Below are 21,496 nucleotides of genomic sequence, written 5' to 3' on the forward strand. Positions count from 1 at the left end.
GGAAGCTAAGCCTCTCAGCGCCGATGGTACTGCCCCGGAGACGGGGTGGGAGAGTAGGACGCCGCCGGACACAACCACCCGACACGGGGCCCCAGCCAACCGGCTGCGGGCCCCGTCTCGCATGCCCGTGACGAGATCGGACGCGGGTCGGGAACGGCTCCCGGGAAACGCAGCGCCGCCGGGAGCGGTGTCGCTCCCGGCGCCGCGTGCGTGCGTACCGGATCAGGGCACGGCGCGGCGGAGTCCGCCCCAGGTCAGCGCCGCGGCGAGCAGGGCCAGGACCGCCGGCAGCGCCACGGTGTTCGTGACGACGGACCGGTCGGCGAACCAGGTGCCGATCGGAACCCAGGCGTCCACGGCCGTGGCCAGTACGGCGAGCGCTCCGAGGACCACCAGGGTCCCGAGGGTGAGCGCCCAGACGCCGTTGGCGCCCCAGCGCTTGTGCACCACGCCGACGCCCGCGCCGATCGCGATGAACGCCAGCATGGGCGCCCCGGAGACGGCGATCTGCAGGAAGAAGTCGTCGACGTCCACGAACGTCGGTGCCCAGAAGTGCAGCCCGACGCCCCACCCGTCCGTCGCCCCCTCGATCGAGGCGAGGGCCGAGAGCGCGACGCCGTAGCCGAGGGCCTCGGCCACGCCCACGAGGGCCGTCCCCAGATAGAAGGTGCGCCGGCTCGAGCTCACGCCCATCGCGAACGGGAGCATCTGGGTGACCGCCTGGGCGTAGACCACCGCCAGGGTGACGTAGAGGCTGAGCACCCCGCCGGTGAAGTTGCCCGAGCCCGGCTGCGCCCCGACGTCGGCCAGCCGCCAGACGGACCAGTTGATCGCGAAGCTGAACAGGGCGATCGCCCACGGGACGCCGAAGCCCACCAGCGGGTGGAACAGGTGCAGCCGGGCGACGGCCAGGACTCGGTTCATCGGGAGACCTCCTCGAGGTCGGGCCGGGCGGTGTGGTCGTACTGCGCGGTGCGCAGGCTCAGCGCCACCACCAGCTGCTGGAGGGGGGTCGGCTCGGCGGCCAGGCCGGCGGCCGCCGGGTCGTCGTCGTCGTCCTCGAGGCGGACGACGGCGCGACCGGAGCCGGCCAGGAACTCGGCGTGCAGCAGCTCGTGCCGTGCCCCGAAGGCCTCCACCCGCTCGCGCGGGCCGGTCACCGTCACGGCGCTGCCGCGCAGGGACTCGGCGTCGTCGTCCAGCACGATGCGACCGCGGTCGATGAGGATCACGTGCTCGAGCAGGTCGGCGATCTCCTCGATGAGGTGCGTCGAGAGCAGGATCGTCCGCGGGTGCTCGGCGTAGTCGGCGAGCAGCCGGTCGTAGAACAGCTGCCGGGCGACGGCGTCCAGACCCAGGTACGGCTCGTCGAAGAGCGTGAGCGGCGCCCGGGAGGCCAGGCCGATGATGATGCCGACCGCCGAGTTCATGCCCCGCGACAGCTTCCTGATCGTCCGCTTCTCGGGCAGGTCGAAGTCGCGCACCAGGGAGCGGGCCAGGTCGTCGTCCCAGTTGGGGTAGAACAGCGCCGCCGCGTCGAGGGCGTCGCGCACCCGGAACAGGTCCGGGTAGCGCTGCCCCTCCTTGATGAACGCGATCCCGCTCAGCACGGCGTCGTTCTCGTAGGGGTCGCCGCCGAACACCTCCACCCGCCCGGTCGTGGGCACGCGGTGGCCGGTGAGGAGCTGCATGAGCGTGGTCTTGCCGGCCCCGTTGCGCCCGAGCAGGCCGGTGATGCTGTCCCGCGCGATGGCCGTGGTGACGGCGTCGAGCGCGGTGTGCTCGCGGAAGCGCATGGTGACGCCCTCGACCGTTGCGGTGGCGGTCACTGCTGCGCCCCCTTCTCGACGAGCATGTCGCGGACCTCCGCCACCGAGATGCCGAGCTTCCCGGCCTCGGCCAGCAGCGGTACGACGAACTGGTCGGCGAACTCGCTGCGCCGCCGCTTCAGCAGCTGGTCGCGCGCGCCGGTGGCGACGAACATCCCTACTCCTCGTCTCTTGTAGAGCACACCGTCGGCCACCAACTGGTTGAGCCCCTTGGCCGCGGTCGCGGGGTTGATCCGGTGGAACGCCGCCAGCTCGTTGGAGGACGGCGCCTGGCTCTCCTCGGGGAGGGAGCCGTCGACGATCGCGTCCTCCAGCTGGGTCGCGATCTGCCGGAAGATCGGCCCGCCGTCCTCGTTCACGTCGGCGCCGCGCCCACGAGAAGAGCCCGGTGGCTCGTGGGTTCATTACTCATGTAATGAACCGTAGAACCACCGGGCTCGGGAGCGCAAGCCCCTCGCGCGGGATCAGCCGGGCGTCGGGGGCTCCCCTGCCTCGTCCCGCACCTGCTCCGCGGGCGCCTCGCCGGCGAGCAGCAGGTAGAGCGAGCGCTTCGCCTCGGCCAGGACCTTGGCCGCCGCGGCGAGCTGCGCCGGGTCGCCGACCCGCCCGAGCTGGTGGACGGCGCCCATCAGCTCGCCGACGGCGCCGCGCAGGTCGACGCGCTCCCCGTCGCCGGTGAACGCGGCGAACGGGTCGACGCCGCCGAGGGTCCCGACGTGCTCGCGGCCGGCCTCGGTGAGCGCGACGAGCTTGCGCCCGCCCTCGGTGCTGACCCGGACCAGGCCCTCGTCCTCGAGCTGCGCGATGGTCGGGTAGACCGCGCCGGGGGAGAGCCGCCAGGCGCCGGCGGTGCGGTCGGCGACGGCCTGCATGAGCTGGTAGCCGTGCATCGGCTGCTCGGCGAGGAGCAGCAGGATCGCCGTCCGGACGTCGCCGCGACCGGCGCGACCCCGCCGTCCGCCGCGCCGGGGGCCCGGGCCGGGGCCGAACTCGGGGCCGGCGGGGCGCTCGAAGGGTCCGCCGCGGTGGTGGCGGCGGGGTCCCTCACCGCGGTCACGCCCGGGGTGGTCGTGCGGGTGGCGACGGCGCGCGCCGGGTTCGGTCCCGGGAGCGCCGAACGCGAAGGGGGAGCGGCCGGGCCGCATCCACGGGTTCGTGGGCCTCATGGCACACCTCCGATCGTTGTCGATGGCCTCACGATATATCGTGTTGTGTCGCGTCGCAAGGCTGCTCGGCAACAGGCCCGTTACACGGCCGGGTTAGCGTCCGAACCCCCGACGACCGGAGGTCTCCCGCGTGCACCTGTCCCCCCACGAGCAGGAACGGCTGCTGCTCTCCTACGCCGCCGAGCTCGCCCGTCGGCGGCGCGCACGCGGGCTCCGGCTCAACTTGCCCGAGGCCACCGCGGTCATCACCGACCACGTGCTGGAGGGCGCCCGGGACGGCGTCCTGGTAGCCGAACTCATGCAGTCCGGCCGCACGGTGCTGACCCGGGACGACGTCATGGACGGCGTCCCCGAGCTGCTGGAGGAGGTGCAGGTGGAGGCGACCTTCCCGGACGGGACCAAGCTGGTGACGGTCCACCACCCCATCCCGTGAAGCCGGGAGAGGTGCTCCCGGCCGACGGCACGATCGAGACGCTGCCCGGCGCCGCGCGGATCGAGCTCGAGGTGCACAACGCCGGCGACCGGCCGGTGCAGGTGGGCTCGCACTTCCACTTCGCGCAGACCAACCGGGCGCTGGAGTTCGACCGGGCCGCGGCGCGCGGGCACCGGCTGGACATCGCCGCCGGCACCGCCGTCCGCTTCGAGCCCGGCATCACCCGCACCGTGACCCTGGTCCCCCTGGCCGGCGCCCGCGTGGTGCCGGGCCTGACCGCAGAAGGAGGCCTGGGCTAGTGGTCCAGCTGTCCCGCGAGCGCTACGCCCAGCTCTACGGCCCCACCACCGGCGACCGCGTCCGCCTGGCCGACACCGACCTGCTCGTCGAGGTCGAGGAGGACCGCTGCGGCGGCCCCGGCCGGGCCGGCGAGGAGGCGGTCTTCGGCGGCGGCAAGGTGATCCGCGAGTCGATGGGCCAGGGCCGGGCCACCCGCGCCGAGGGGGCCCCCGACCTGGTGATCACCGGCGCCGTCGTCCTCGACCACTGGGGCATCGTCAAGGCCGACGTCGGCGTCCGCGACGGGCGGATCGTCGCGCTCGGCAAGGCCGGCAACCCCGACACGATGGACGGCGTCCACCCCGACCTGGTCATCGGGCCGGGCACCGAGGTGCTGGCCGGCAACGGCAAGATCCTCACCGCCGGCGGCATCGACTGCCACGTGCACTTCATCTGCCCGCAGATCGTGCCCACCGCGCTCGGCTCCGGCGTCACCACGCTGATCGGCGGCGGCACCGGCCCGGCCGAGGGCTCCAAGGCCACCACCATCACCCCGGGCGACTGGTACCTCGCCCGGATGCTCGAGGCGATGGACCCCTGGCCGGTCAACGTCGCGCTGCTCGGCAAGGGCAACACGGTCTCGCTGGACTCGCTCGAGGAGCAGCTGGAGGCCGGCGCCAGCGGGTTCAAGCTGCACGAGGACTGGGGCTCCACCCCGGCGGCGATCGACGCCTGCCTCACCGTCGCCGGGCGCAACGGCGTCCCGGTGGCCCTGCACTCCGACACGCTCAACGAGGCCGGCTTCGTCGAGGACACCCTGGCCGCGATCGCCGGCCGGTCGATCCACGCGTACCACACCGAGGGCGCCGGGGGCGGCCACGCGCCCGACATCATCACCGTCGCCGGGCACCCGAACGTGCTGCCGTCGAGCACCAACCCGACGCGGCCGCACACGGTGAACACCCTCGACGAGCACCTCGACATGCTCATGGTCTGCCACCACCTGGACTCCTCCGTGCCGGAGGACCTCGCGTTCGCCGAGAGCCGGATCCGGCCGACGACGATCGCCGCGGAGGACCTGCTGCACGACCTCGGCGCCATCTCGATGATCGGCTCCGACGCGCAGGCGATGGGCCGGGTCGGCGAGGTCGTGCTGCGCACCTGGCAGACCGCGCACGTGATGAAGCGCAAGCGCGGGTCGCTGGCCGGCGACGGCGCCGCGGACAACCTGCGCGCCCGCCGCTACGTCGCCAAGTACACGATCTGCCCGGCGGTGGCGCACGGCATCGACGGCGAGGTGGGCTCGGTGGAACCGGGCAAGCTCGCCGACCTCGTGCTGTGGGACCCGAAGCTCTTCGGCGTCCGGCCGCACGCCGTGCTCAAGGGCGGGATGATCGCCTGGGCCCAGATGGGCGACGCGAACGCGTCCATCCCCACCCCGCAGCCCCAGCTGCCGCGGCCGATGTTCGGCGCGTACGGGCGGGTGCCCGCGAAGACCTCGCTGCACTTCGTCGCCCCCGCGGCGCTGGAGGCCGGGCTGGCCGACCGGCTCGGCGTGGAGCGGCGGCTGGCCGCCGTCACCGACACCACGCGGCTGACCAAGGCGGACATGCCCGAGAACACCGCCCTGCCCGACATCCGGGTGGACCCGGACACCTTCACGGTCACCGTGGACGGCGAGGTGTGGGAGCCCGAGCCGGTGCGCGAGCTGCCCATGGCCCAGCGCTACTTCCTGTTCTAGGGGGCGGCTCTTCCCATGAACGCTGCGCTGCTCACCCTCGCCGACTCGCGGCTGCCCGCGGGCGGCCACACCCACTCCGGCGGCGTGGAGCAGGCGATCGCGGCCGGCGTGGTGCGCGACCCGGGGACGCTCACGGCGTTCCTGCGGCGCCGGCTGCACACGTCGGGCGCCGTGGCCGCCGGGCTGGCCGCCGCGGCCTGCGGTGCCGATGCCGCCGAGCTCGCCCGCCTCGACCTCGAGGCCGACGCCCGCACGCCCTCGCCGGCGCTGCGGACGGCGTCCCGGGCGCAGGGGCGCGGGCTGGTCCGGGTGGGGCGGCGGGCCTGGCCGTCGCCGTCCTGGGACGACCTGCCCGACCGGCCGCACCACCCGCTCGCCCTGGGCGTCGCCGCGCACGCCGGCGGGCTCACCCCGCGCGACGCCGCGGCCGCCGCCGCCTACCTGTCGGTGAGCGGCCCGGCCACCGCGGCCCAGCGACTGCTGGCCATGGACCCGCTCGCCGTCGCCGCGCTCACCGCCCGGCTCGCCCCCGAGATCGACGCCGTCGCCCACCGAGATGGCCGTGAAGGTGAGATCTCGGCGGCGGCCGACCCCCTGCTCGACCTCCTCGCCGAGGTCCACCTCGCACGAGGGGACCGCTACTTCGCCTCATGAGTCCTACCGGGAGTGCACATGCCGCCTGACCACAACCTGGACGACTACGTCGACGCGCCGCGCGAGCACCGCCACGGTCCGCTGCGGGTGGGCCTCGGCGGGCCCGTCGGTTCGGGCAAGACCGCGCTGGCGGCGGCGCTGTGCCGCACGCTGGGCGTCGAGCTCGACCTCGCCGTCGTCACCAACGACATCTACACGACCGAGGACGCCGACTTCCTGCGCCGCAACGCCGTCCTCCCCGACGACCGGATCGAGGCGGTGCAGACCGGCTGCTGCCCGCACACGGCCATCCGCGACGACATCACCGCCAACCTCGACGCGGTCGAGCTGCTCGAGGCCCGGCACCCGGGGCTGGAGCTGGTGCTGGTGGAGTCCGGCGGGGACAACCTGACGGCGAGCTTCAGCTACGGACTGGTCGACGTGCAGATCTTCGTCATCGACGTCGCCGGCGGGGACAAGGTGCCGCGCAAGGGCGGGCCGGGCGTCACCGCGAGCGACCTGCTGGTGGTCAACAAGACCGACCTGGCCCCGCTGGTGGGCGCCGACCTCGACGTCATGCGCCGCGACTCGGCGGTCGTGCGGCAGGGCAGGCCGACGCTGCTGATCAGCCTGCGCGAGGACCCGTCGGCCGCCGAGGTGGCCGAGTGGGTGCGCGCGCAGGTGCGGGCCCGCGGGCCCGCGGGTGCGAACGCGACGCGGGCGTGAGCATCGCAGCGAGCTCTGCCAGCGAGGAGCGGAGCGGCCGCGGAGTGGGGCCGTAGATGAGGACCCTCGTCGAGGTCGTCGCCACGGCCGTCGGCGGGCGCACCGTGCTCCCGGTGGTGCGGGCGAGCGGGCAGCTCGCCGTCCGCCGCACCGGCCCGACCACGGTGCACCTGGTCGCCACCGCGTTCGGCCCGCTCGGCGGGGACGACGCCACGATCCGGCTGGTCGTCGAGGAGGGGGCGACCCTCGCCGTGCGCACGGTCGCCGCGGCCGTGGCGCTGCCGGCGCGGGCGGGCGGGGCGCCGTCCCGGCAGCGGGTGCACGCGACGGTGGCCGGCTCCCTCGACCTGCGGCCCGAGCCGACGGTCGTGGCGACCCGGGCGCACCACGTCGCCGAGCTCACCGCCGAGCTGGGCGCCGGCGCCGTCCTCACCGCCACCGAGCAGGTGCTGCTCGGCCGCACGCGGGAGGAGCCCGGCCGCTGGACCGGCACCACGCGCGTGGAGCGCCACGGCGTCCCGGTGCTGCACACGACCGTCGACCTGGGGCCGGGCAGCCCCGCCTGGTTGCCGCCGGTCGCCCCGCGGGCGTATGCCTCGACCGTGCACCTGGGAGCAGCGGCCGGCGTCGCCACCGGGCCGGACGTCGTCCGCCTGCCGCTGCCCGGCGGGTGGGTGACGACGGCGTGGGGGAGCGCGCTGCACGACGTCGCGAGGTCGGTGGCCGACCCCGCCGGCGTCCCGGCCTCGGGCGGGCCCGCGTGAGCCTCGTCGTCCGCGCCCGGCGGGTGGTGCTGCCCGACGGCGAGCGCCCCGCCACGGTGCACACCCACGGCGGTCGGATCACCGGCGTCACCGGCTTCGACGACGCGCCGCCCGGCGCCACGACCCTGGCCGACGACGAGGTGCTGCTGCCCGGGCTGGTCGACAGCCACGTGCACGTCAACGAGCCCGGGCGGACGGAGTGGGAGGGCTTCGAGAGCGCCACCCGCGCCGCGGCGGCCGGCGGCGTCACCACGGTCGTCGACATGCCGCTCAACTCCGTCCCGCCGACCGTGGACGTCGAGGCGTTGCACGTGAAACGGCAGGCCGCGGCGGGGAAGGTCGCCGTCGACGCCGCCTTCTGGGGCGGCGCGGTGCCCGGCAACGCCGGCGAGCTGCCGCGGTTGCTGGCCGCCGGCGCGGTCGGGGTGAAGTGCTTCCTGCTCGACTCCGGCGTCCCCGAGTTCCCGCCCCTGGACGACGCCGGGCTGCGCGCGGCGCTGACCGCGCTGGCCGAGGTGGACGGGCTGCTGATCGCGCACTGCGAGGACGAGGACGTGATCGCCTCCGCGCCGGCGCCGGCCGGCGCCAGCTACGCCGCCTTCCTCGCCTCCCGCCCGGCGGCGGCGGAGGAGAGCGCCATCGGCCGGCTGGTCGCCGCGGCCCGGGACACCGGCGCGCGGGTGCACGTCGTGCACCTGGCCGACGCCGACGCCCTGCCGGTGCTGCGGGCCGCCCGGGCCGAGGGCGTGCGGATCACCGTCGAGACCTGCCCGCACTACCTGACCTTCGCGGCGGAGGAGGTGCCGGACGGCGCGACGTCGTTCAAGTGCTGCCCGCCGATCCGGCAGGCCGCGCACCGGGAGGCGCTGTGGGCGGCGCTGGCCGACGGGGACGTCGACATGGTGGTCAGCGACCACTCGCCGTGCCTGCCGGCCCTCAAGCGGCTCGACGTCGGCGACTTCGGCCTGGCCTGGGGCGGCATCGCCTCGCTGCAGGTGGCGCTGCCGGCGGTGTGGACCGGCGCCCGGCAGCGCGGGCTGACGCTGTCGCACGTCGCGCGCTGGATGGCGGCCGCGCCGGCGCGGCTGGCCGGGCTGCCCGGCAAGGGGGAGATCGCCGTGGGCCGCGACGCCGACCTGGTCGCTTTCGCCCCCGAGGAGCCGTGGACGGTGACCGAGCTGCTGCACCGCCACCCGGTGACGCCCTACGCGGGGCGGCGGCTCACCGGGCGCGTGCGGCGCACCTGGCTTCGCGGCGAGCCCGCCGACGGGTCGCCCCGCGGCCGGCTCCTCAGCCGCGGGTGCCCGTGACTCAGCTGCGCTGCTCGCCCTCCTCGCGGGCCGCCTCGTCGAGGACCTCCGGGTCGTCGGCCACGCCCCCGGCCGGGTCGGCGTTGCCCAGTGCGGTCTCGGCCGGCAGCTGCTCGACGTGCCGGCGGGCGCGCTCGCGCAGGTCGTCGTCGTTCGGAGAGGTCACGGTTCCTCCAAGGTGTTCGGACGTCGATGCCCTACCCCTGCCGTGCCAGAGTGACGCCCGATGACCGACTTCCGGCAGCTCCCCGATCTGGCCGCCCGCTCGCTCGGCGGCGCCGTCGTCGCGGCGAACGACGAGTCCTTCGCCGCCAAGGAGAACCTCGTCCTCGACGCCCCGGCCGCCGCGCGCGCCGACTTCGGGCACAGGGGCAAGGAGTACGACGGCTGGGAGACCCGGCGGCGCCGCACGCCCGGGCACGACCGGGCGCTGGTGCGGCTGGGGGTGCCGGGCGTCGTCGCCGGCGTCGTCGTCGACACGGCCTTCTTCACCGGCAACTACCCGCCCCGGGCATCGGTGGAGGGCGCGGCGGTCGAGGGCTACCCGACCGTCCCCGAGCTCGAGCAGGCCGACTGGCAGCCCCTGCTGCCCCTGTCGGACCTCGCCGGTGACACCGCCAACGCCTTCGCCGTCGACAGCGACCGGCGGGTCACCCACGTCCGGCTGTCGATCCACCCCGACGGCGGCGTGGCCCGGCTGCGGGTGCACGGCACCGCCGTCCCCGACCCGCGGCTGCTCGACGCGGGGCCGGTCGACCTCGCCGCGCTGGAGAACGGCGCGCGGGTGACCGGGGTGAGCGACGAGTTCTACGGCCGACCGTCCCAGCTGCTCGCGCCCGGGCAGGCGCGGTCGATGGGGGAGGGCTGGGAGACCCGCCGCCGCCGGGGCGAGGGCAACGACTGGGTGGAGGTGACCCTCGCCTGCGAGGGCGTGGTCGCGCTGGCCGAGCTGGACACCACGTGGTTCCTCGGCAACGCCCCGGGCACCGCCGCGCTCACCGGGCTCACCGACGACGGGGAGGTGACCCTGCTGCCGCGCACCCGCCTGCAGCCCGACACCCGGCACCGGTTCGTGCTGCCCGACGCCCCGGGGGTGCGGCGGGTGCGGCTCGACGTCTTCCCCGACGGGGGCATGGCCCGGCTGCGGCTGTGGGGCCGGCCGACGGCCGCGGGCCGGGCCGAGCTGGGCCGGCGCTGGTTCGACGCGCTGCCCGACGTCCAGGCGCTGGAGGTGCTGGGCGCGGCCGGGGTGCCGCCGGCCGAGGCGGGCCGGCTGGTGGGCGCCCGCCCCCTCGCCGGTCCCGTGCCGGCCGCGGTGGCCCGGCTGCTGGCGGGTCCGGCAAGCTGACGGGCGTGCGCCGGATCGCCGTCCTCCTGCTCGGCCTCGGCCTGCTGACCGGCTGCGCCGACTCGGTGGCGGCGGCGGACGTCGCCGCCGCGGTGGCCGAGGACCTGGAGGCCCGGACGGGGGCGCGGCCCGCCGTCGACTGCCCGGAGGACCTGCCGGCCGAGGTCGGGGCGACCGCCCGGTGCACCGTGACCCTGGAGGGGGTCGAGGGCGAGTACGGCGTCACCGCCACGGTGACGGAGGTGGAGGACGGCCGGGCGTTCTTCGACATCCAGGTCGATCCCGAGCCGCTGCCCGGCTGAGCCGGCCACCCCGCCGCACCACGCGGCTGGGCATGATGCCGGGGTGGAGAAGCCCGCCGACCTGCTGGTCACCGACGCCGACCTCGTCGCGACCGTCGACGACGCCCGCCGCGAGATCCCCGGCGGGTGGGTGGCGGTCACCGACGGGCTGGTCAGCGGCGTGGGGGCGGCCGCCGACCCGCGGCCCGACGCCGTCCGCACGCTGGACGCGCGCGGCTGCCTCGTCACGCCCGGCCTGGTCAACACCCACCACCACCTGTACCAGAACCTGACCCGCGCGTTCGCGCCGGCGCTCACCGGTGGGCTGTTCGAGTGGCTGGTCACCCTCTACCCGCTGTGGGCGCGGCTGGACGAGGAGGCCGCCTACGTCAGCGCCTACGTCGGCCTGGTGGAGCTGGCGCTCGGCGGCTGCACGACCTCGACCGACCACCTGTACGTGCACCCGCGCGGGGCAGGCGACCTGATCACCGCCGAGGTCACCGCCGCCCGCGACCTGGGCATGCGGTTCCACCCCACCCGCGGGTCGATGTCGCTGTCGGTCAAGGACGGCGGGCTGCCGCCGGACTCCGTCGTCCAGGACGACGAGGAGATCCTCGCCGACTCCAAGCGGCTGGTGGAGGCCCACCACGACCGCTCGCCGGGGGCGATGACCCGCATCGCGCTGGCACCGTGCTCGCCCTTCAGCGTCTCGACGTCGCTCATGGCCCGGACGGCGGAGCTGGCCGAGGAGCTCGACGTCCGGCTGCACACGCACCTGTGCGAGACGCGGGACGAGGAGGCCTTCTGCCTGGAGCGCTTCGGCCGCCGGCCGGTGGACTACCTCGCCGACGTCGGCTGGATGAGCGAGCGCGTGTGGCTGGCCCACGACGTGTGGCCGTCGGCGGAGGAGGTGCGGCGGCTGGGCGCCGCGCGGGTGGGCACGGCGCACTGCCCGTCGTCGAACATGATCCTCGGCAGCGGCCTGGCGCCGGTGCGGGAGCTGCGCGCGGCGGGGGCGCCGGTCGGCCTCGGTGTGGACGGCTCGGCGTCGGCGGACTCGGCCTCGCTCTGGCTGGAGGCCCGCACGGCGATGCTGCAGGGCAAGCTCCGCCACGGCGCGGCCTCGATGCCCGCCCGGCACGCGCTGGAGATGGCCACCGCGGGCGGCGCCGCGGTGCTGGGCCGGGCGGGGGAGATCGGCGAGCTGTCGGTGGGGGCGTGCGGCGACCTGGTGGTGTGGCCGCTCACCGGGCCGGCGTTCGCCGGCGCGCTCTCCGACCCGGTGGAGGCGTGGCTGCGCTGCGGGCCGGTGGCCGCGCGGCACACCGTCGTCGCCGGGCGGCCGGTGGTCGAGGACGGCGTCCCCGTGCACCCGGCGCTGGACGAGCAGCTCGCCGTCCACCGCCGGGTGTCGCGGCGCATCCAGGCAGCCGCCTGAGGGGCTTTCGGTACCGAAAGCCCGTGAGGAGTGGGGGCTTTCTGTACCGAAAGCCCGTCACAGGGCGGCGGCGAGGGCCTCGAGGTCGTCGAGGGTGGCGTCGAGGTGCGGCGAGATGCGCAGCACCGGGCCGGTCAGCTCGCCCGGCGCACGCTCCGGCCCGATCGCGGTGACGACGAGACCGTGCTCCGACAGCAGCCGCGTGCGGGTGGCGACGACGTCGACGCCGTCCGGCGGGCGCAGCGTGGTGATCGCGGTGGGCTCGTCCACCGGCTCCACCACCGACCAGCCGCCGACGCCGTCGGTCAGCTCCCGGGTGGCCCGGCCCAGCGCGGCCAGCCGCTCGCGCACGCGGTCCGGCCCGGCCGCGAGGTGGTCGCCGGTGGCCACCACCAGCCCGACCCGCCCGGCCACGTGCGCCTCGCCGGACTCGAACGCGCGCACCGGCGGCACGTCGTCCGGCTCGGGCAGCACGGGGGTCAGCCGCGCGGCCAGGGCCCGCCGCACGCACAGCACCCCGACGCCCCGCGGGCCGGCCAGCCACTTGCGCGACGGGAAGTACACGACGTCGGCGCCGACGTCGACGTCGGCGTGGCCGAGGGACTGCGCGGCGTCGATGACCAGCGGGACGCCGGACTCGCGGCAGAGGAAGGCGACCTCGGCCGCGGGCTGGAGCACCCCGCGGTGGCTGCCGACGTGCGTGAGGTGCACGAACGCCGGCGGGTCGTCGTCCAGCAGCCGTTCGAGGGCGTCGAGGTCGACGCGGCCGAGGGCGTCGGCGGGCAGCGGCTCCGGGCGCAGCCCGTACGCGCGCAGCTGGGCGACGTTCGGGGCGTACTCGCCGGGCAGGCAGGCCACCCGCGAGCCGGCCGGCAGCCGCCAGCCGGAGAGCAGGGCGACCAACGCCGCCTGGGCCGACTCCACGAAGGCGACGTCGGCGGCGGCCATGCCGACCAGGCCGCCGAGCACGGAGCGGCCCTGCTGCAGCAGGTCGTCGGCGGCAGCCTCGGCGACGTACCCGCCCAGCTCCGCCTCGTGCCGGGCGTGGTGCGCCACGGCGTCCAGCGTCCGGGTGCTCTGCCGGCTGCACGCCGCGCTGTCCAGGTGCCGCCCGGCGGGGCGGGGGCGGACGGCGCGCCAGGAGGCGCCGAGGTCCTCGTGCGGTAGGGCCACGGGAGGCACGCTAGGCCACCCTCCGGGGGACCCGGCGGCGGCCGGCCGGCGCGGACGCGGTGCCCCGGCCGGCCGCCGAGGTGCCCTGCCCGTGCCGGGGCTAGCTCTCCAGCACGCCGCGGGCCACCGAGTCGCCCGAGTGCCTCGGGTCGCCGTCGAGCGGCTCGACCGAGACGTCGACGATCGGGTACTCGGTCAGGTCGATGCCTTCGGGCAGCGGCAGGTCCGTCGTCCCCTCGCGGACCACGCCGAGGGAGTACATGCCCTCGACCCGCTCGTCGATGAGCCAGACCTCGTAGTAGCCGTCGTCGGGCGCCGCCGCGTCGAGCCGCACCTCCAGCAGCCGCTCGCCGTCGCGCACCACCACCTCGGCGGTGCCGGAGGCGGGCGCGTCGTCGAGCGGGTCGAGGGCCGCGGCGGCGACGACGGTGGCGTCGTCCCGGGAGGCCAGGACGACGGCGGTGGTGCCGGCCGCGGCGACGACGACCGCGGCGGCGGCCGCGACCAGCAGCCCCGTGCGGCGCGGCCGGGCCAGGGGCACCACGGGCGCCGGCGGTGGCTCGGGCGCGGGGATCAGCGGCGAGGCGACCACCTCCGGCCGGGGCCGGGCGGTGACGCCGGTGCGCTCGGCGATCGCCTCCCACACCGACGGCGGCGGGGCGACCGGCGTCGTCGGCGCGGCCAGCTGCGGCACGGCGAGGGCGTCGACGCTGCGGCGCAGCGAGGCGACCTCCCGCGCGCACTGCGGGCAGCCGGCCAGGTGCTCGGCGTCGGGTGCGGGCAGCGGCTCGCGGAGGGCGGCGAGCGCGAGCTGCTCAGGCGTGCAGTGCGGCACCGTCCACCTCCAACCGTGTCCTCAGGCGTTCGAGCGTGCGCCGGATGTGGGACTTCACCGTGCCCAGGGGCAGCCCGGTGCGGGCGGCGATCTGGGCGTGGGTCAGGTCCTCGAAGAACGCGAGCTCGATGATGCCGCGCTGCGGCTGCCCGATCTGCTCCAGCTCGCCGAGCAGCAGCACGCGGTCGGCGACGGCGGTGTCGACGGCGCCGGGTGCGGCGGCCGGCGCCGCCTCGTGGGCCACGGCCTCGGTGGTCCGGCGCTGCCGGTCCAGCCGCTCCCACGTGTCGGCGATCTTGTGGCGGCAGATGCCGACCAGCCAGGCCGGGAGCGGGCCGCGGTCGGGCCGGTAGCCGGCACGCCCGGTCCAGGCCGAGACGAAGGTCTGCTGGGTGACGTCCTCGGCGTCCGGGCCCGGGCCGAAGGCGCGCACCGCCAGGCCGTGCACCTGGCCGGCCCAGCGCTCGTAGGCCCAGGCCAGCGCCTGCTCCTCGCCCGCGGCGAAGCGCCGGCCGACCTCCTCGTCGTCCGGCTCGACCTGCTCGAGGGTCCGCGGGGGAACCTCGGTCGCCACGGGTCGCACGCTACCGAGTCGCGGGCGACGGAGCGCGAGATCGGTCACGGCGCCGGCTCCGCGACGACGACGACGTTGTCCCGGTAGCTGCCGGACGCGGCGTCGAACGGCCCGCCGCAGGTGACGAGCACCAGCCGGGGCGGGCCCTCGCGGGCGAACAGCGCGTCGAGCGGGAGCTGCTGCTTGGGCAGCAGCTCCCGGGAGACCACCCGCCAGCGGGTCGTCGCGCCGGCGCCGTCGCCGACCAGCACCTCGGTGCCGGCGGCCGCGCCGCGGAGGGGGGCGAGCGCGCCCAGCCCCTGCTCGGTGTCGTCCACGTGCCCGGCGAGCACGGCGTTGCCCCCGCTCCCCGGGGGAGGACCGAAGCGGTACCAGCCGGCGACGTCGACGTCGTCGGGGATCTGCATCCGCCCGTCAGGGGCGACGCCGACCGGTTCGACCGGGGCGTCGATCCCGAGGGAGGGGACGGTGAGCCGCACCGGCGCCGGGACGGCGGTGGCCCGGGCCGGTGCGGCGTCCCTGGTGGAGACCGCCGGCGCGCCGGGTCCGGGGGGCGCGGGGGGCGTCTCCAGCGCCCGGGCGACCGGTGCGCCCGCCGCCGCGTCGGGCCGGGTCAGCGCCCAGGTGGCCGGGGTGCCGACGGCCACGGCGAGGCCCAGCACGGCGACGGCGGCGGCGGGACGCACCGGTCCGCCTCAGGCCCGGGTGCCGACGAGCCGGCGGCCGGCGAGGGCGGCGGCGACCAGGCCGGCCACCGCGACCCCGGCCAGGGGCAGCGGCAGGTCGTCGTCGACCAGGCCGCCGCTGCCACCCGGGACGCCGGACGGCGCGGAGTGCGCACCGGTCAGCGTCTGGACGGCGAGCTCGTAGCCGGCCTCCTGCGAGCCCCACGCGTAGACGACCGTGGTGGCGCCCTCGGTCAGGCTGAGGTCGGCCGGGCCGATCGCCACCGTGTCGGTGCCGGCCAGGACGACGTCGGCGCTCACCGTGCCGGCCGGGACGGTCAGCGACCGCTCGTCCGGGTTGGCCAGCCCCTGGACCACCGGGGTGCCCCCGGCGCGCACGTCGACGGCCGGCGCCGCGGCGGTGTGCCGCACGACCACCCGCGCCTGCCCGGCCGGGACGGCGGAGGTGTCGTTGACGAACGGGGTGAGCCGCGGCGCGCCGTCCTCGCCCAGGTGGGCGACCACGGTGGCGTTCGCGCCGGCCGGGACCTGCACGCCGTCGGCGCTGATCGCCGGCTGCGTGCTCGCCGGGTCGGAGCCGGCCGGGTAGACGTCGAGGTCGTAGGAGCCGGCGGGCAGCTCCAGCGGGTCGGCGAGCGTGCCGGGCTGGAAGTCCGGGATCAGCTCCTGCCCGTTGGCGTAGACGTCCACCGGGGTGTCGGGGACGGCGTGCAGGATCGAGACGGTGGCGGTGTCGGCCGCCGCCGCCGGCGGGGCGCCGAGCACGAGCAGCGCGCCGGCAGCTCCGGCGGCGAGCGCGACCGTGCGGGTCCGGGTCACGGGGGTTCCTTCCGGGTCGGAGGGGGACTGTCACCCGCTCCTTCCGGCGACCCCGCGCTCCCGGATGCAGTCAGGCCGGGACGGAGAGGCTCAGGCCGAAGTCGCCGGCCGGGTCGGTCCACCAGTGCGTCGTGCGCAGCCCCGCCGCGGCCAGCTCGCGTTCGACGCCCTCCCGCCGGAACTTCGCCGAGATCTCGGTGCGCAGCTCCTCGCCGGCGGCGAACGGCACCTCCAGCTCGAGCTCGGCGACGGTGACCACCTGCTCGCGCAGCGACCGCAGCCGCATCTCGATCCACTCGTGCTCGGCGTCCCACAAGGCGACGTGCGCGAAGGCGTCGGGGTCGAAGTCGGCCTTGAGCTCGCGGTCGAGGACGGCGAGCACGTTGCGGTTGAACTCGGCCGTCACGCCGGCCGCGTCGTCGTAGGCGCGGACCAGCCGGGCGGGGTCCTTGACCAGGTCGGTGCCGAGCAGGAACGAGTCGCCGGGGTGCAGCGTGCCGGCGAGCTCGGCGAGGAACGCCGCGCGCTCGGCCGGCTCCAGGTTGCCGATGGTGGAGCCGAGGAACGCGACCGTGCGCCGCCCGGAGCGGGGCAGCTCGCCGAGGTGCCGGGTGAAGTCGCCGACCACGCCCTCGAGCTCGAGGCCGGGGTACTCGCCGGCCAGCGCCGCACCGGCCGCCTGCAGCACCGACGGGTCGACGTCGAAGGGCACGAACCGGCGCAGCGTCCCGGCCGCGCGCAGCGCGGTGAGCAGCAGGCGGGTCTTCTCCGACGTCCCGCTGCCCAGCTCGACCAGCAGGTCGGCGCCGGAGGCCGCGGCGATCTCGCCGGCCCGCGCCTCGAGGATCGCCCGCTCGGCACGGGTCGGGTAGTACTCGGGCAGCCGGGTGATCGCGTCGAACAGCTCGCTGCCGCGCTCGTCGTAGAACCAGCGCGGGGGCAGCGACTTCGGGGTCGCGGTGAGGCCGGTGAGGACGTCGGCGCGCAGCGCGGCGGCCGCGTCGTCGGGGCCGAGGTGGTAGGTCAGCTGCACGCGATCTCCTCCGTCGAGACGCCGTCGGGGGTCACCTCGACCAGGTGCCGGTCGGGGACGTCGGTCCAGGCGGGGTCGTCGTCCCAGGGCTCGCTGGCCAGCGCGACGCCGTCCTCGGTGGTCAGGACGCACAGCGTGTCGCCCCACGTCGTGGCCAGCAGCCGCGTGCCGTCGGTGGCGAGCAGGTTGAGCCGGGCGGCCGGGTCGGCCCGCGCCACTTCGGCGACGGTGGCCGCGAGGGACCCCACGCCGCGCTCGAACACCAGCGCGGCCAGGAGCGCGCTGTCGACCGTCGACTCCGCCGCGCGCGCCGGCGGCAGCACCTCGCGGTCGACCCGGCCGTTGTGCGAGAGCAGCCACCGGCCGTCGGTGAACGGGGCGGCGGCGGACTCCTCGATCGGCATGCCGACCGTCGCCGAGCGGACGGCGGCCAGCACGCAGCCGCTCTCCAGGACGGGGGCCAGCGAGGCGAACGAGGCGTCGCCCCACAGCGGCCGGGCCGAGCGCCAGCGGGCCGGCTCGGCGCGGCCGGGCACGTAGAACCCGACGCCCCAGCCGTCGGCGTTGACCGTGCCGTAGCGCTGCCGCCGCGGCGCGTAGGACTGCACGAGCAGCGACGACGGCGGCTCCAGGACCAGCGACGCCAGCGTGCGCGGCCGGCCGAGCCAGGCGAGGTGGCGGCACATCAGGCGTCCCTCTCGTCGACCGACCAGGCCAGCCGGATGCCGCTGAAGACCTGCCGGCGCACCGGGTGGTCCCAGTTGCGGAAGCTCGGCCGCAGGATCGCCGGCGCCACCGCCCACGAGCCGCCGCGCAGCACGCGGTAGTCGCCGCCGAAGAAGGGCTCGGAGTACCGCGCGTACAGCATCGGCCGGAAGCCGGGCCACGGCCGGAACGGCGACGACGTCCACTCCCAGACGTCGCCTAGCATCTGCTCCGCGCCGCAGGGGGAGGCGCTCGCCGGGTAGGCCCCCACCGGCGCCGGGCGCAGCGCGGCCCCGCCGAGGTTGGCCAGCGCGGGAGTCGGCTCGGTGGCCCCCCACGGGAAGCGGCGGCGACGGCCGGTCGTCGGGTCCCACACGGCCGCCTTCTCCCACTCGACCTCGGTGGGCAGCCGCGCCCCCGCCCAGGCGGCGTAGGCCTCGGCCTCGAAGGAGGTCACGTGCTGCACCGGCTCGTCGGGCGGCACCTCCTCGACGACGCCGAAGCGGGTGCGGCTGCCGTCGGCGTGCCAGAACTGCGGCCGCTCCAGGCCGGCCGCGAGCCGGTGCGCCCACCCGCGGTCGGACCACCAGCGGCGCTCGGCGTAGCCGCCGTCGGCGACGAACCGGGCGTACTCGGCGTTGGTCACCGGCACCCGGCCGATGCGGAACGCCGGGACGTCGACCACGTGCGCCGGCCGCTCGTTGTCCAGCGAGAACGGCTCGTCGGCGGCGTCGACGCCGAGCACGAACTCCCCCGCCGGGACCAGGACCGAGGTGCCCGCCACGCCCGGGCGGCCGGCGGGCAGCGGAGCACCGGCACCGAGCAGCGGCGGTCCGGAGCGCAGCTGCAGCGTCTGCAGCATCGTCTCGTCGTGCTGCTGCTCGTGGCTGACCACCATCGCGAAGTCGAACGGGTCCCCGCCGTCGCGGTCCGGGTCCGCGCCCAGGCGGTCCAGCCGGTCGAGCACCCGGCCGCGCACCTCGGCGCAGAACCTCCGCGCCTCGACCGGCGGCAGCAGGGGGAGCTTGTCGCGGACGGCGCGCGGGTGCGTGAACGCGTCGTAGAGCGCCTCCACCGACGGCGGGAGCAGCCCCTCGCGGCGGGCGTCGCCGCGGCGCAGCAGCCAGAGGTCCTCCTGCTGGCCGATGTGCGCGAGGTCCCACACCAGCGGGCTCATCAGCGGGTCGTGCCGGCGCAGCAGCTCGGGTTCGTCGTGGTCGGTGAGCAGCAGCGTCCGGTCGCGCGCGGCGGCGAGCTGCCGCGCCAGGTCGTCGGTGAGGGTCACGGTGCCTCCGGGGTCTCGGTGGCGGACAGCAGGGCGGCGACCGGGCCGCCCCGAGCGGCGGCGGCGAGGACGGCGTCCCCGGGGCTGCGCCCGCGGTCGACGAGCGCCGCCAGCGCCTCGACCTCCGGCCGCAGGACGGCGGGGACGCGGTCCACCGCCGCGGCGAGGCAGCCGGCGGCGGCCGGCCGCAGGACGGGGTCGGCCAGGCCGTCGCGGGCGGCGCGGTCCCAGGCCCCGGCGGCCGGGGCGCTGGCGGCGCGCGCGAGGTCGGCGGCGACGGGGTCGTCGAGCAGCGTGGCGGTGACGGCGGCCAGCGCCGGCCACCACGGCTCCGGGGCGGCGTCGAGGTAGCGGACCTCGAGGAAGCCGCGCGGGCGGACCGGCGGGAACAGCGTGGTCAGGTGGTAGTCGAGGTCCGCCGTCGTCGGGCGGCGGCCGAGGTCGGCCTCACCGGTGAGCCAGTCGGCGAAGGCGGTGCGGGTGCGCACCGGGGCGGCGCCGCCGTCGGCGTCCCGGACCAGCATGACCGGCGCGGACAGCGCGTACGCGGCCCACTCGCCGGCCGGGTCGGCGCCGCCGAGCAGCGGGCCGCAGCGGGCCTGGTCGATCTCGCCCCAGACCTTCTGCCGGGACGACCGCCAGCCGGTGCGGCGGCCGGCCAGCAGCGGCGAGCAGGCCGAGACGGCCACGAGCACCGGACCGAGCTGGTGGGCGAGCGCCACCCGCTCCCGCCAACCCGACTCCGGTCCGGCCTCCAGGTTGAGCTGGATCGACGCGGTCGAGGTCATCATGGCCAGCCCCGGGCCGGCGCAGCCGACGGCCGACCAGTGCCGCTCCATGGCCGCGTAGCGCGCGCCCGGGTGCACGCGGCCGGGCGGGCGCAGCGGATCGGCGCCGAGCGCCGCGACCCCGAGGCGGGCGCGGGCCAGCGTCCCGAGCAGGACCCGCCGGTCGGCGCGCAGCGCCGCCACGGCCGCCGCGACGCCGGGCGCCGGAGGGCCGGAGAGCTCCACCTGGCCGCCCGGCTCCAGGGTGAGCCGGCTGCCGCCGGGCAGCGGCCCCAGCCCGTCGACCGCGGCGCGGATCCGCGGCCAGCTCACCCGCCGGCCGGGGGCGGCCAGGTCGACCAGGTGGCCCTCCAGCTCCAGCCCGACCGTGCCCACGGGGCCGGGCCGCAGGGCGGCGCGGGTGACGTGCTCGACGGCCTCGTCGAGGGCCGAGCGGGGAGCGGCAGGGCACGTGCGCGGAACGGGGGCCACGGGGACCCACCCCCTCCAGGTCCGGACCGGTCGGCGAGCGACCGCGGGTCGGTGCGGGGGCGGCCCGGTCGTGCGCGGCCGTCCTCGTCAGCCATCCTCCACGGCTGCGTCACGGGTTCAAGGGGGTCATGGGACCAGGGGCCACCGACGGAAACGGGAGCCGGACGGCACCCGCGGGATGATCGGTCCGTGGACCTCCCCGCCGACCGCGACCGGGACCCCGCCGGCCGCGCCCGCAACGCCCGCCCCCGCGACGCGCTGGGCAGGCCGCTGCCCTACGGGGCGGCGGGCGAGGATCGCGCGCCGGAGGGCGTCGTCCGCACGCCCGAGGCCGCGCTGGCCGAGGCCCAGGCCCTGCTCGACGCCGGCCGCCCCTTCCACGCCCACGAGGTGCTGGAGGACGCGTGGAAGAGCGCCCCGGACGACGAGCGGCAGCTGTGGCGCGGCCTGGCCCAGCTCGCCGTGGGGCTGACCCACGCCGCTCGCGGCAACGCCACGGGCGCGGCCACGCTGATCGAGCGCGGCGCCGGGAACATCGCGCCCTACGCGGCCGACGCGCCGCACGGCGTCGCCGTCGCCGACCTCGTCCGGTGGGCGGGCGGCGGCGCGGCCGGCCCGCCACCCCGGCTCACCGGTCGCTAGCGCCCCGGGCGGTCACCCTCCCGTCCGGGTCGAGCCGGCCGAGGATCGCCTCGGCGATGCCGGCGAGCTGGGTGACCTGCTCGGGCGTCAGCGCGTCGATCACCGTGCGCCGCACGTGCTCGACGTGCTGGGGCGCCGCCTCCTGCAGCGTCCGCCAGCCGGTCTCGGTCAGGGAGGCGTTGGTCGCCCGGCGGTCCCAGGCGCAGGGGGTGCGCTCCACCAGCCCCCGGTCCTCGAGCCGGCTGACGACGTGGGACAGCCGCGGCAGGGTGGCGTTCGTCCGGGCGGCGAGATCGGTCATCCGCAGCACGCGGTCGGGCGCCTCGGAGAGCATCGCCAGCACGAAGTACTCGAAGTTGGACAGGCCGGCGTCGCGGCGCAGCTGGCCGTCGAGCACGCCGGGCAGCAGCTCGACGACGGCGATCAGGCGGACCCACGCCGCCCGCTCCTCGTCGCTGAGCCACCGCACGTCCACGGCGACCAGTCTCCCAGAAAGATGCTTGCAGCGACAAGCAAAGCGGGCTACGGTCGGCGTGC

At 76.7% G+C, this 21,496-nt stretch carries 26 protein-coding genes and 1 rRNA gene; 12 read left to right on the forward strand and 15 right to left on the reverse strand.

All coding sequences use genetic code 11. From position 1 onward, the window contains the following. Window positions 1–70: ribosomal RNA gene (gene rrf, locus ACI78S_RS22640) — 5S ribosomal RNA — on the forward strand; the annotation flags it as partial. 152 nt (window positions 71–222) lie between these two features. Here the strand turns inward: rrf and ACI78S_RS22645 are convergent. From ACI78S_RS22645 to ACI78S_RS22660, 4 genes are all read right to left on the reverse strand, one after another. Next, window positions 223–924 carry a hypothetical protein gene (locus tag ACI78S_RS22645; RefSeq protein WP_456977231.1) on the reverse strand — a complete coding sequence of 234 codons (702 nt, stop codon included), beginning with the start codon at window positions 922–924 and terminating at the stop codon, window positions 223–225. Continuing rightward, on the reverse strand, window positions 921–1,829 hold the full coding sequence (locus ACI78S_RS22650; protein WP_456977232.1) for an ABC transporter ATP-binding protein: 909 nt from the start codon (window positions 1,827–1,829) through the stop codon (window positions 921–923). Before ACI78S_RS22650 ends, ACI78S_RS22645 begins: the two co-directional genes overlap by 4 nt. Next, window positions 1,826–2,188, reverse strand: coding sequence for a GntR family transcriptional regulator (locus ACI78S_RS22655; RefSeq protein ID WP_456977233.1), 363 nt, complete (start codon window positions 2,186–2,188; stop codon window positions 1,826–1,828). The genes ACI78S_RS22650 and ACI78S_RS22655 overlap by 4 nt, the downstream gene beginning before the upstream one ends. Window positions 2,189–2,293: 105 nt before the next feature. Further along, window positions 2,294–2,995, reverse strand: a complete 702-nt coding sequence (locus ACI78S_RS22660; RefSeq protein ID WP_456977234.1) for a PadR family transcriptional regulator — start codon at window positions 2,993–2,995, stop codon at window positions 2,294–2,296. 130 nt (window positions 2,996–3,125) lie between these two features. On the opposite strand from ACI78S_RS22660, the gene ACI78S_RS22665 reads away from it, so the two are divergent. Genes ACI78S_RS22665 through allB form a run of 7 tightly spaced genes read left to right on the forward strand, consistent with a single transcriptional unit; the run spans window position 3,126 to window position 8,881 of the window. Next, complete coding sequence (locus ACI78S_RS22665) at window positions 3,126–3,428, forward strand: urease subunit gamma (protein ID WP_456575435.1); 303 nt, start codon at window positions 3,126–3,128, stop codon at window positions 3,426–3,428. After that, window positions 3,425–3,727 carry an urease subunit beta gene (locus tag ACI78S_RS22670; protein WP_456977235.1) on the forward strand — a complete coding sequence of 101 codons (303 nt, stop codon included), beginning with the start codon at window positions 3,425–3,427 and terminating at the stop codon, window positions 3,725–3,727. Before ACI78S_RS22665 ends, ACI78S_RS22670 begins: the two co-directional genes overlap by 4 nt. Beyond that, window positions 3,727–5,448: an urease subunit alpha gene (locus ACI78S_RS22675; protein WP_456977236.1), complete on the forward strand. Its 1,722-nt coding sequence runs from the start codon at window positions 3,727–3,729 to the stop codon at window positions 5,446–5,448. Before ACI78S_RS22670 ends, ACI78S_RS22675 begins: the two co-directional genes overlap by 1 nt. Before the next feature lie 15 nt (window positions 5,449–5,463). Beyond that, window positions 5,464–6,102, forward strand: a complete 639-nt coding sequence (locus ACI78S_RS22680; RefSeq protein ID WP_456977237.1) for an urease accessory protein UreF — start codon at window positions 5,464–5,466, stop codon at window positions 6,100–6,102. An 18-nt stretch (window positions 6,103–6,120) separates the two neighbouring features. After that, a complete protein-coding gene (gene ureG / locus ACI78S_RS22685) occupies window positions 6,121–6,807 on the forward strand; it encodes an urease accessory protein UreG (protein WP_456977238.1) in 687 nt (228 codons plus the stop codon). A 56-nt stretch (window positions 6,808–6,863) separates the two neighbouring features. Next, window positions 6,864–7,571, forward strand: a complete 708-nt coding sequence (locus ACI78S_RS22690) for an urease accessory protein UreD (protein WP_456977239.1) — start codon at window positions 6,864–6,866, stop codon at window positions 7,569–7,571. Then, entirely contained in the window at window positions 7,568–8,881 is a 1,314-nt protein-coding gene (gene allB / locus ACI78S_RS22695; protein WP_456977240.1) for an allantoinase AllB, read from the forward strand. Before ACI78S_RS22690 ends, allB begins: the two co-directional genes overlap by 4 nt. 1 nt (window position 8,882) lies before the next feature. On the opposite strand, the gene ACI78S_RS22700 is transcribed toward allB, so the two are convergent. Beyond that, window positions 8,883–9,047, reverse strand: a complete 165-nt coding sequence (locus ACI78S_RS22700; protein ID WP_456977241.1) for a hypothetical protein — start codon at window positions 9,045–9,047, stop codon at window positions 8,883–8,885. 60 nt (window positions 9,048–9,107) lie between these two features. On the opposite strand from ACI78S_RS22700, the gene alc reads away from it, so the two are divergent. The 3 genes from alc to ACI78S_RS22715 are packed head-to-tail and all read left to right on the forward strand — an operon-like array spanning window position 9,108 to window position 11,948. Then, window positions 9,108–10,229, forward strand: a complete 1,122-nt coding sequence (gene alc, locus ACI78S_RS22705) for an allantoicase (RefSeq protein WP_456977242.1) — start codon at window positions 9,108–9,110, stop codon at window positions 10,227–10,229. A 5-nt stretch (window positions 10,230–10,234) separates the two neighbouring features. Beyond that, window positions 10,235–10,531, forward strand: coding sequence for a DUF4333 domain-containing protein (locus ACI78S_RS22710; protein ID WP_456977243.1), 297 nt, complete (start codon window positions 10,235–10,237; stop codon window positions 10,529–10,531). 43 nt (window positions 10,532–10,574) lie between these two features. Then, complete coding sequence (locus ACI78S_RS22715; RefSeq protein ID WP_456977244.1) at window positions 10,575–11,948, forward strand: 8-oxoguanine deaminase; 1,374 nt, start codon at window positions 10,575–10,577, stop codon at window positions 11,946–11,948. Between the two features lie 57 nt (window positions 11,949–12,005). Here the strand turns inward: ACI78S_RS22715 and egtE are convergent, their stop codons facing one another. From egtE to egtA, 9 genes are all read right to left on the reverse strand, one after another. Next, window positions 12,006–13,121 carry an ergothioneine biosynthesis PLP-dependent enzyme EgtE gene (gene egtE / locus ACI78S_RS22720; RefSeq protein ID WP_456977245.1) on the reverse strand — a complete coding sequence of 372 codons (1,116 nt, stop codon included), beginning with the start codon at window positions 13,119–13,121 and terminating at the stop codon, window positions 12,006–12,008. Between the two features lie 100 nt (window positions 13,122–13,221). Then, window positions 13,222–13,956: an anti-sigma factor gene (locus ACI78S_RS22725; RefSeq protein WP_456977246.1), complete on the reverse strand. Its 735-nt coding sequence runs from the start codon at window positions 13,954–13,956 to the stop codon at window positions 13,222–13,224. Further along, a complete protein-coding gene (locus tag ACI78S_RS22730; RefSeq protein WP_456977247.1) occupies window positions 13,937–14,530 on the reverse strand; it encodes an RNA polymerase sigma factor in 594 nt (197 codons plus the stop codon). Before ACI78S_RS22730 ends, ACI78S_RS22725 begins: the two co-directional genes overlap by 20 nt. Window positions 14,531–14,574: 44 nt before the next feature. Then, the gene (locus tag ACI78S_RS22735; RefSeq protein ID WP_456977248.1) at window positions 14,575–15,216 is read right to left on the reverse strand and encodes a class F sortase; all 642 of its coding nucleotides are present in this window, start codon (window positions 15,214–15,216) and stop codon (window positions 14,575–14,577) included. Between the two features lie 9 nt (window positions 15,217–15,225). Next, entirely contained in the window at window positions 15,226–16,035 is an 810-nt protein-coding gene (locus tag ACI78S_RS22740; RefSeq protein ID WP_456977249.1) for a DUF4397 domain-containing protein, read from the reverse strand. Between the two features lie 70 nt (window positions 16,036–16,105). Then, window positions 16,106–17,068, reverse strand: a complete 963-nt coding sequence (gene egtD, locus ACI78S_RS22745; RefSeq protein ID WP_456977250.1) for an L-histidine N(alpha)-methyltransferase — start codon at window positions 17,066–17,068, stop codon at window positions 16,106–16,108. Beyond that, a complete protein-coding gene (egtC, locus tag ACI78S_RS22750) occupies window positions 17,059–17,754 on the reverse strand; it encodes an ergothioneine biosynthesis protein EgtC (protein WP_456977251.1) in 696 nt (231 codons plus the stop codon). Before egtC ends, egtD begins: the two co-directional genes overlap by 10 nt. Next, entirely contained in the window at window positions 17,754–19,058 is a 1,305-nt protein-coding gene (egtB, locus tag ACI78S_RS22755; RefSeq protein WP_456977252.1) for an ergothioneine biosynthesis protein EgtB, read from the reverse strand. The genes egtC and egtB overlap by 1 nt, the downstream gene beginning before the upstream one ends. After that, window positions 19,055–20,317, reverse strand: coding sequence for an ergothioneine biosynthesis glutamate--cysteine ligase EgtA (gene egtA, locus ACI78S_RS22760; RefSeq protein ID WP_456977253.1), 1,263 nt, complete (start codon window positions 20,315–20,317; stop codon window positions 19,055–19,057). Before egtA ends, egtB begins: the two co-directional genes overlap by 4 nt. A 189-nt stretch (window positions 20,318–20,506) precedes the next feature. Between egtA and ACI78S_RS22765 the strand changes: the two genes are divergently transcribed. Beyond that, window positions 20,507–20,959 (forward strand): DUF309 domain-containing protein, encoded by a 453-nt coding sequence (locus ACI78S_RS22765; RefSeq protein ID WP_456977254.1) that lies wholly within the window; start codon window positions 20,507–20,509, stop codon window positions 20,957–20,959. On the opposite strand, the gene ACI78S_RS22770 is transcribed toward ACI78S_RS22765, so the two are convergent. Next, window positions 20,946–21,434 (reverse strand): MarR family winged helix-turn-helix transcriptional regulator, encoded by a 489-nt coding sequence (locus ACI78S_RS22770; protein WP_456977255.1) that lies wholly within the window; start codon window positions 21,432–21,434, stop codon window positions 20,946–20,948. The genes ACI78S_RS22765 and ACI78S_RS22770 overlap by 14 nt on opposite strands. Between the last annotated feature and the right edge of the window lie 62 nt (window positions 21,435–21,496).

The sequence above is a fragment of the Geodermatophilus sp. SYSU D00815 genome (assembly GCF_054050035.1).

What these genes read in the sequence shown, in the direction of transcription:
- ACI78S_RS22660 (WP_456977234.1), bottom strand. Translation starts at nt 2,995, where the DNA reads ATGAGGCCCACGAACCCGTGGATGCGGCCCGGCCGCTCCCCCTTCGCG.
- ACI78S_RS22645 (WP_456977231.1), bottom strand. Translation starts at nt 924, where the DNA reads ATGAACCGAGTCCTGGCCGTCGCCCGGCTGCACCTGTTCCACCCGCTG.
- ACI78S_RS22680 (WP_456977237.1), top strand. Translation starts at nt 5,464, where the DNA reads ATGAACGCTGCGCTGCTCACCCTCGCCGACTCGCGGCTGCCCGCGGGC.
- ACI78S_RS22690 (WP_456977239.1), top strand. Translation starts at nt 6,864, where the DNA reads ATGAGGACCCTCGTCGAGGTCGTCGCCACGGCCGTCGGCGGGCGCACC.
- ureG (WP_456977238.1), top strand. Translation starts at nt 6,121, where the DNA reads ATGCCGCCTGACCACAACCTGGACGACTACGTCGACGCGCCGCGCGAG.
- egtC (WP_456977251.1), bottom strand. Translation starts at nt 17,754, where the DNA reads ATGTGCCGCCACCTCGCCTGGCTCGGCCGGCCGCGCACGCTGGCGTCG.
- alc (WP_456977242.1), top strand. Translation starts at nt 9,108, where the DNA reads ATGACCGACTTCCGGCAGCTCCCCGATCTGGCCGCCCGCTCGCTCGGC.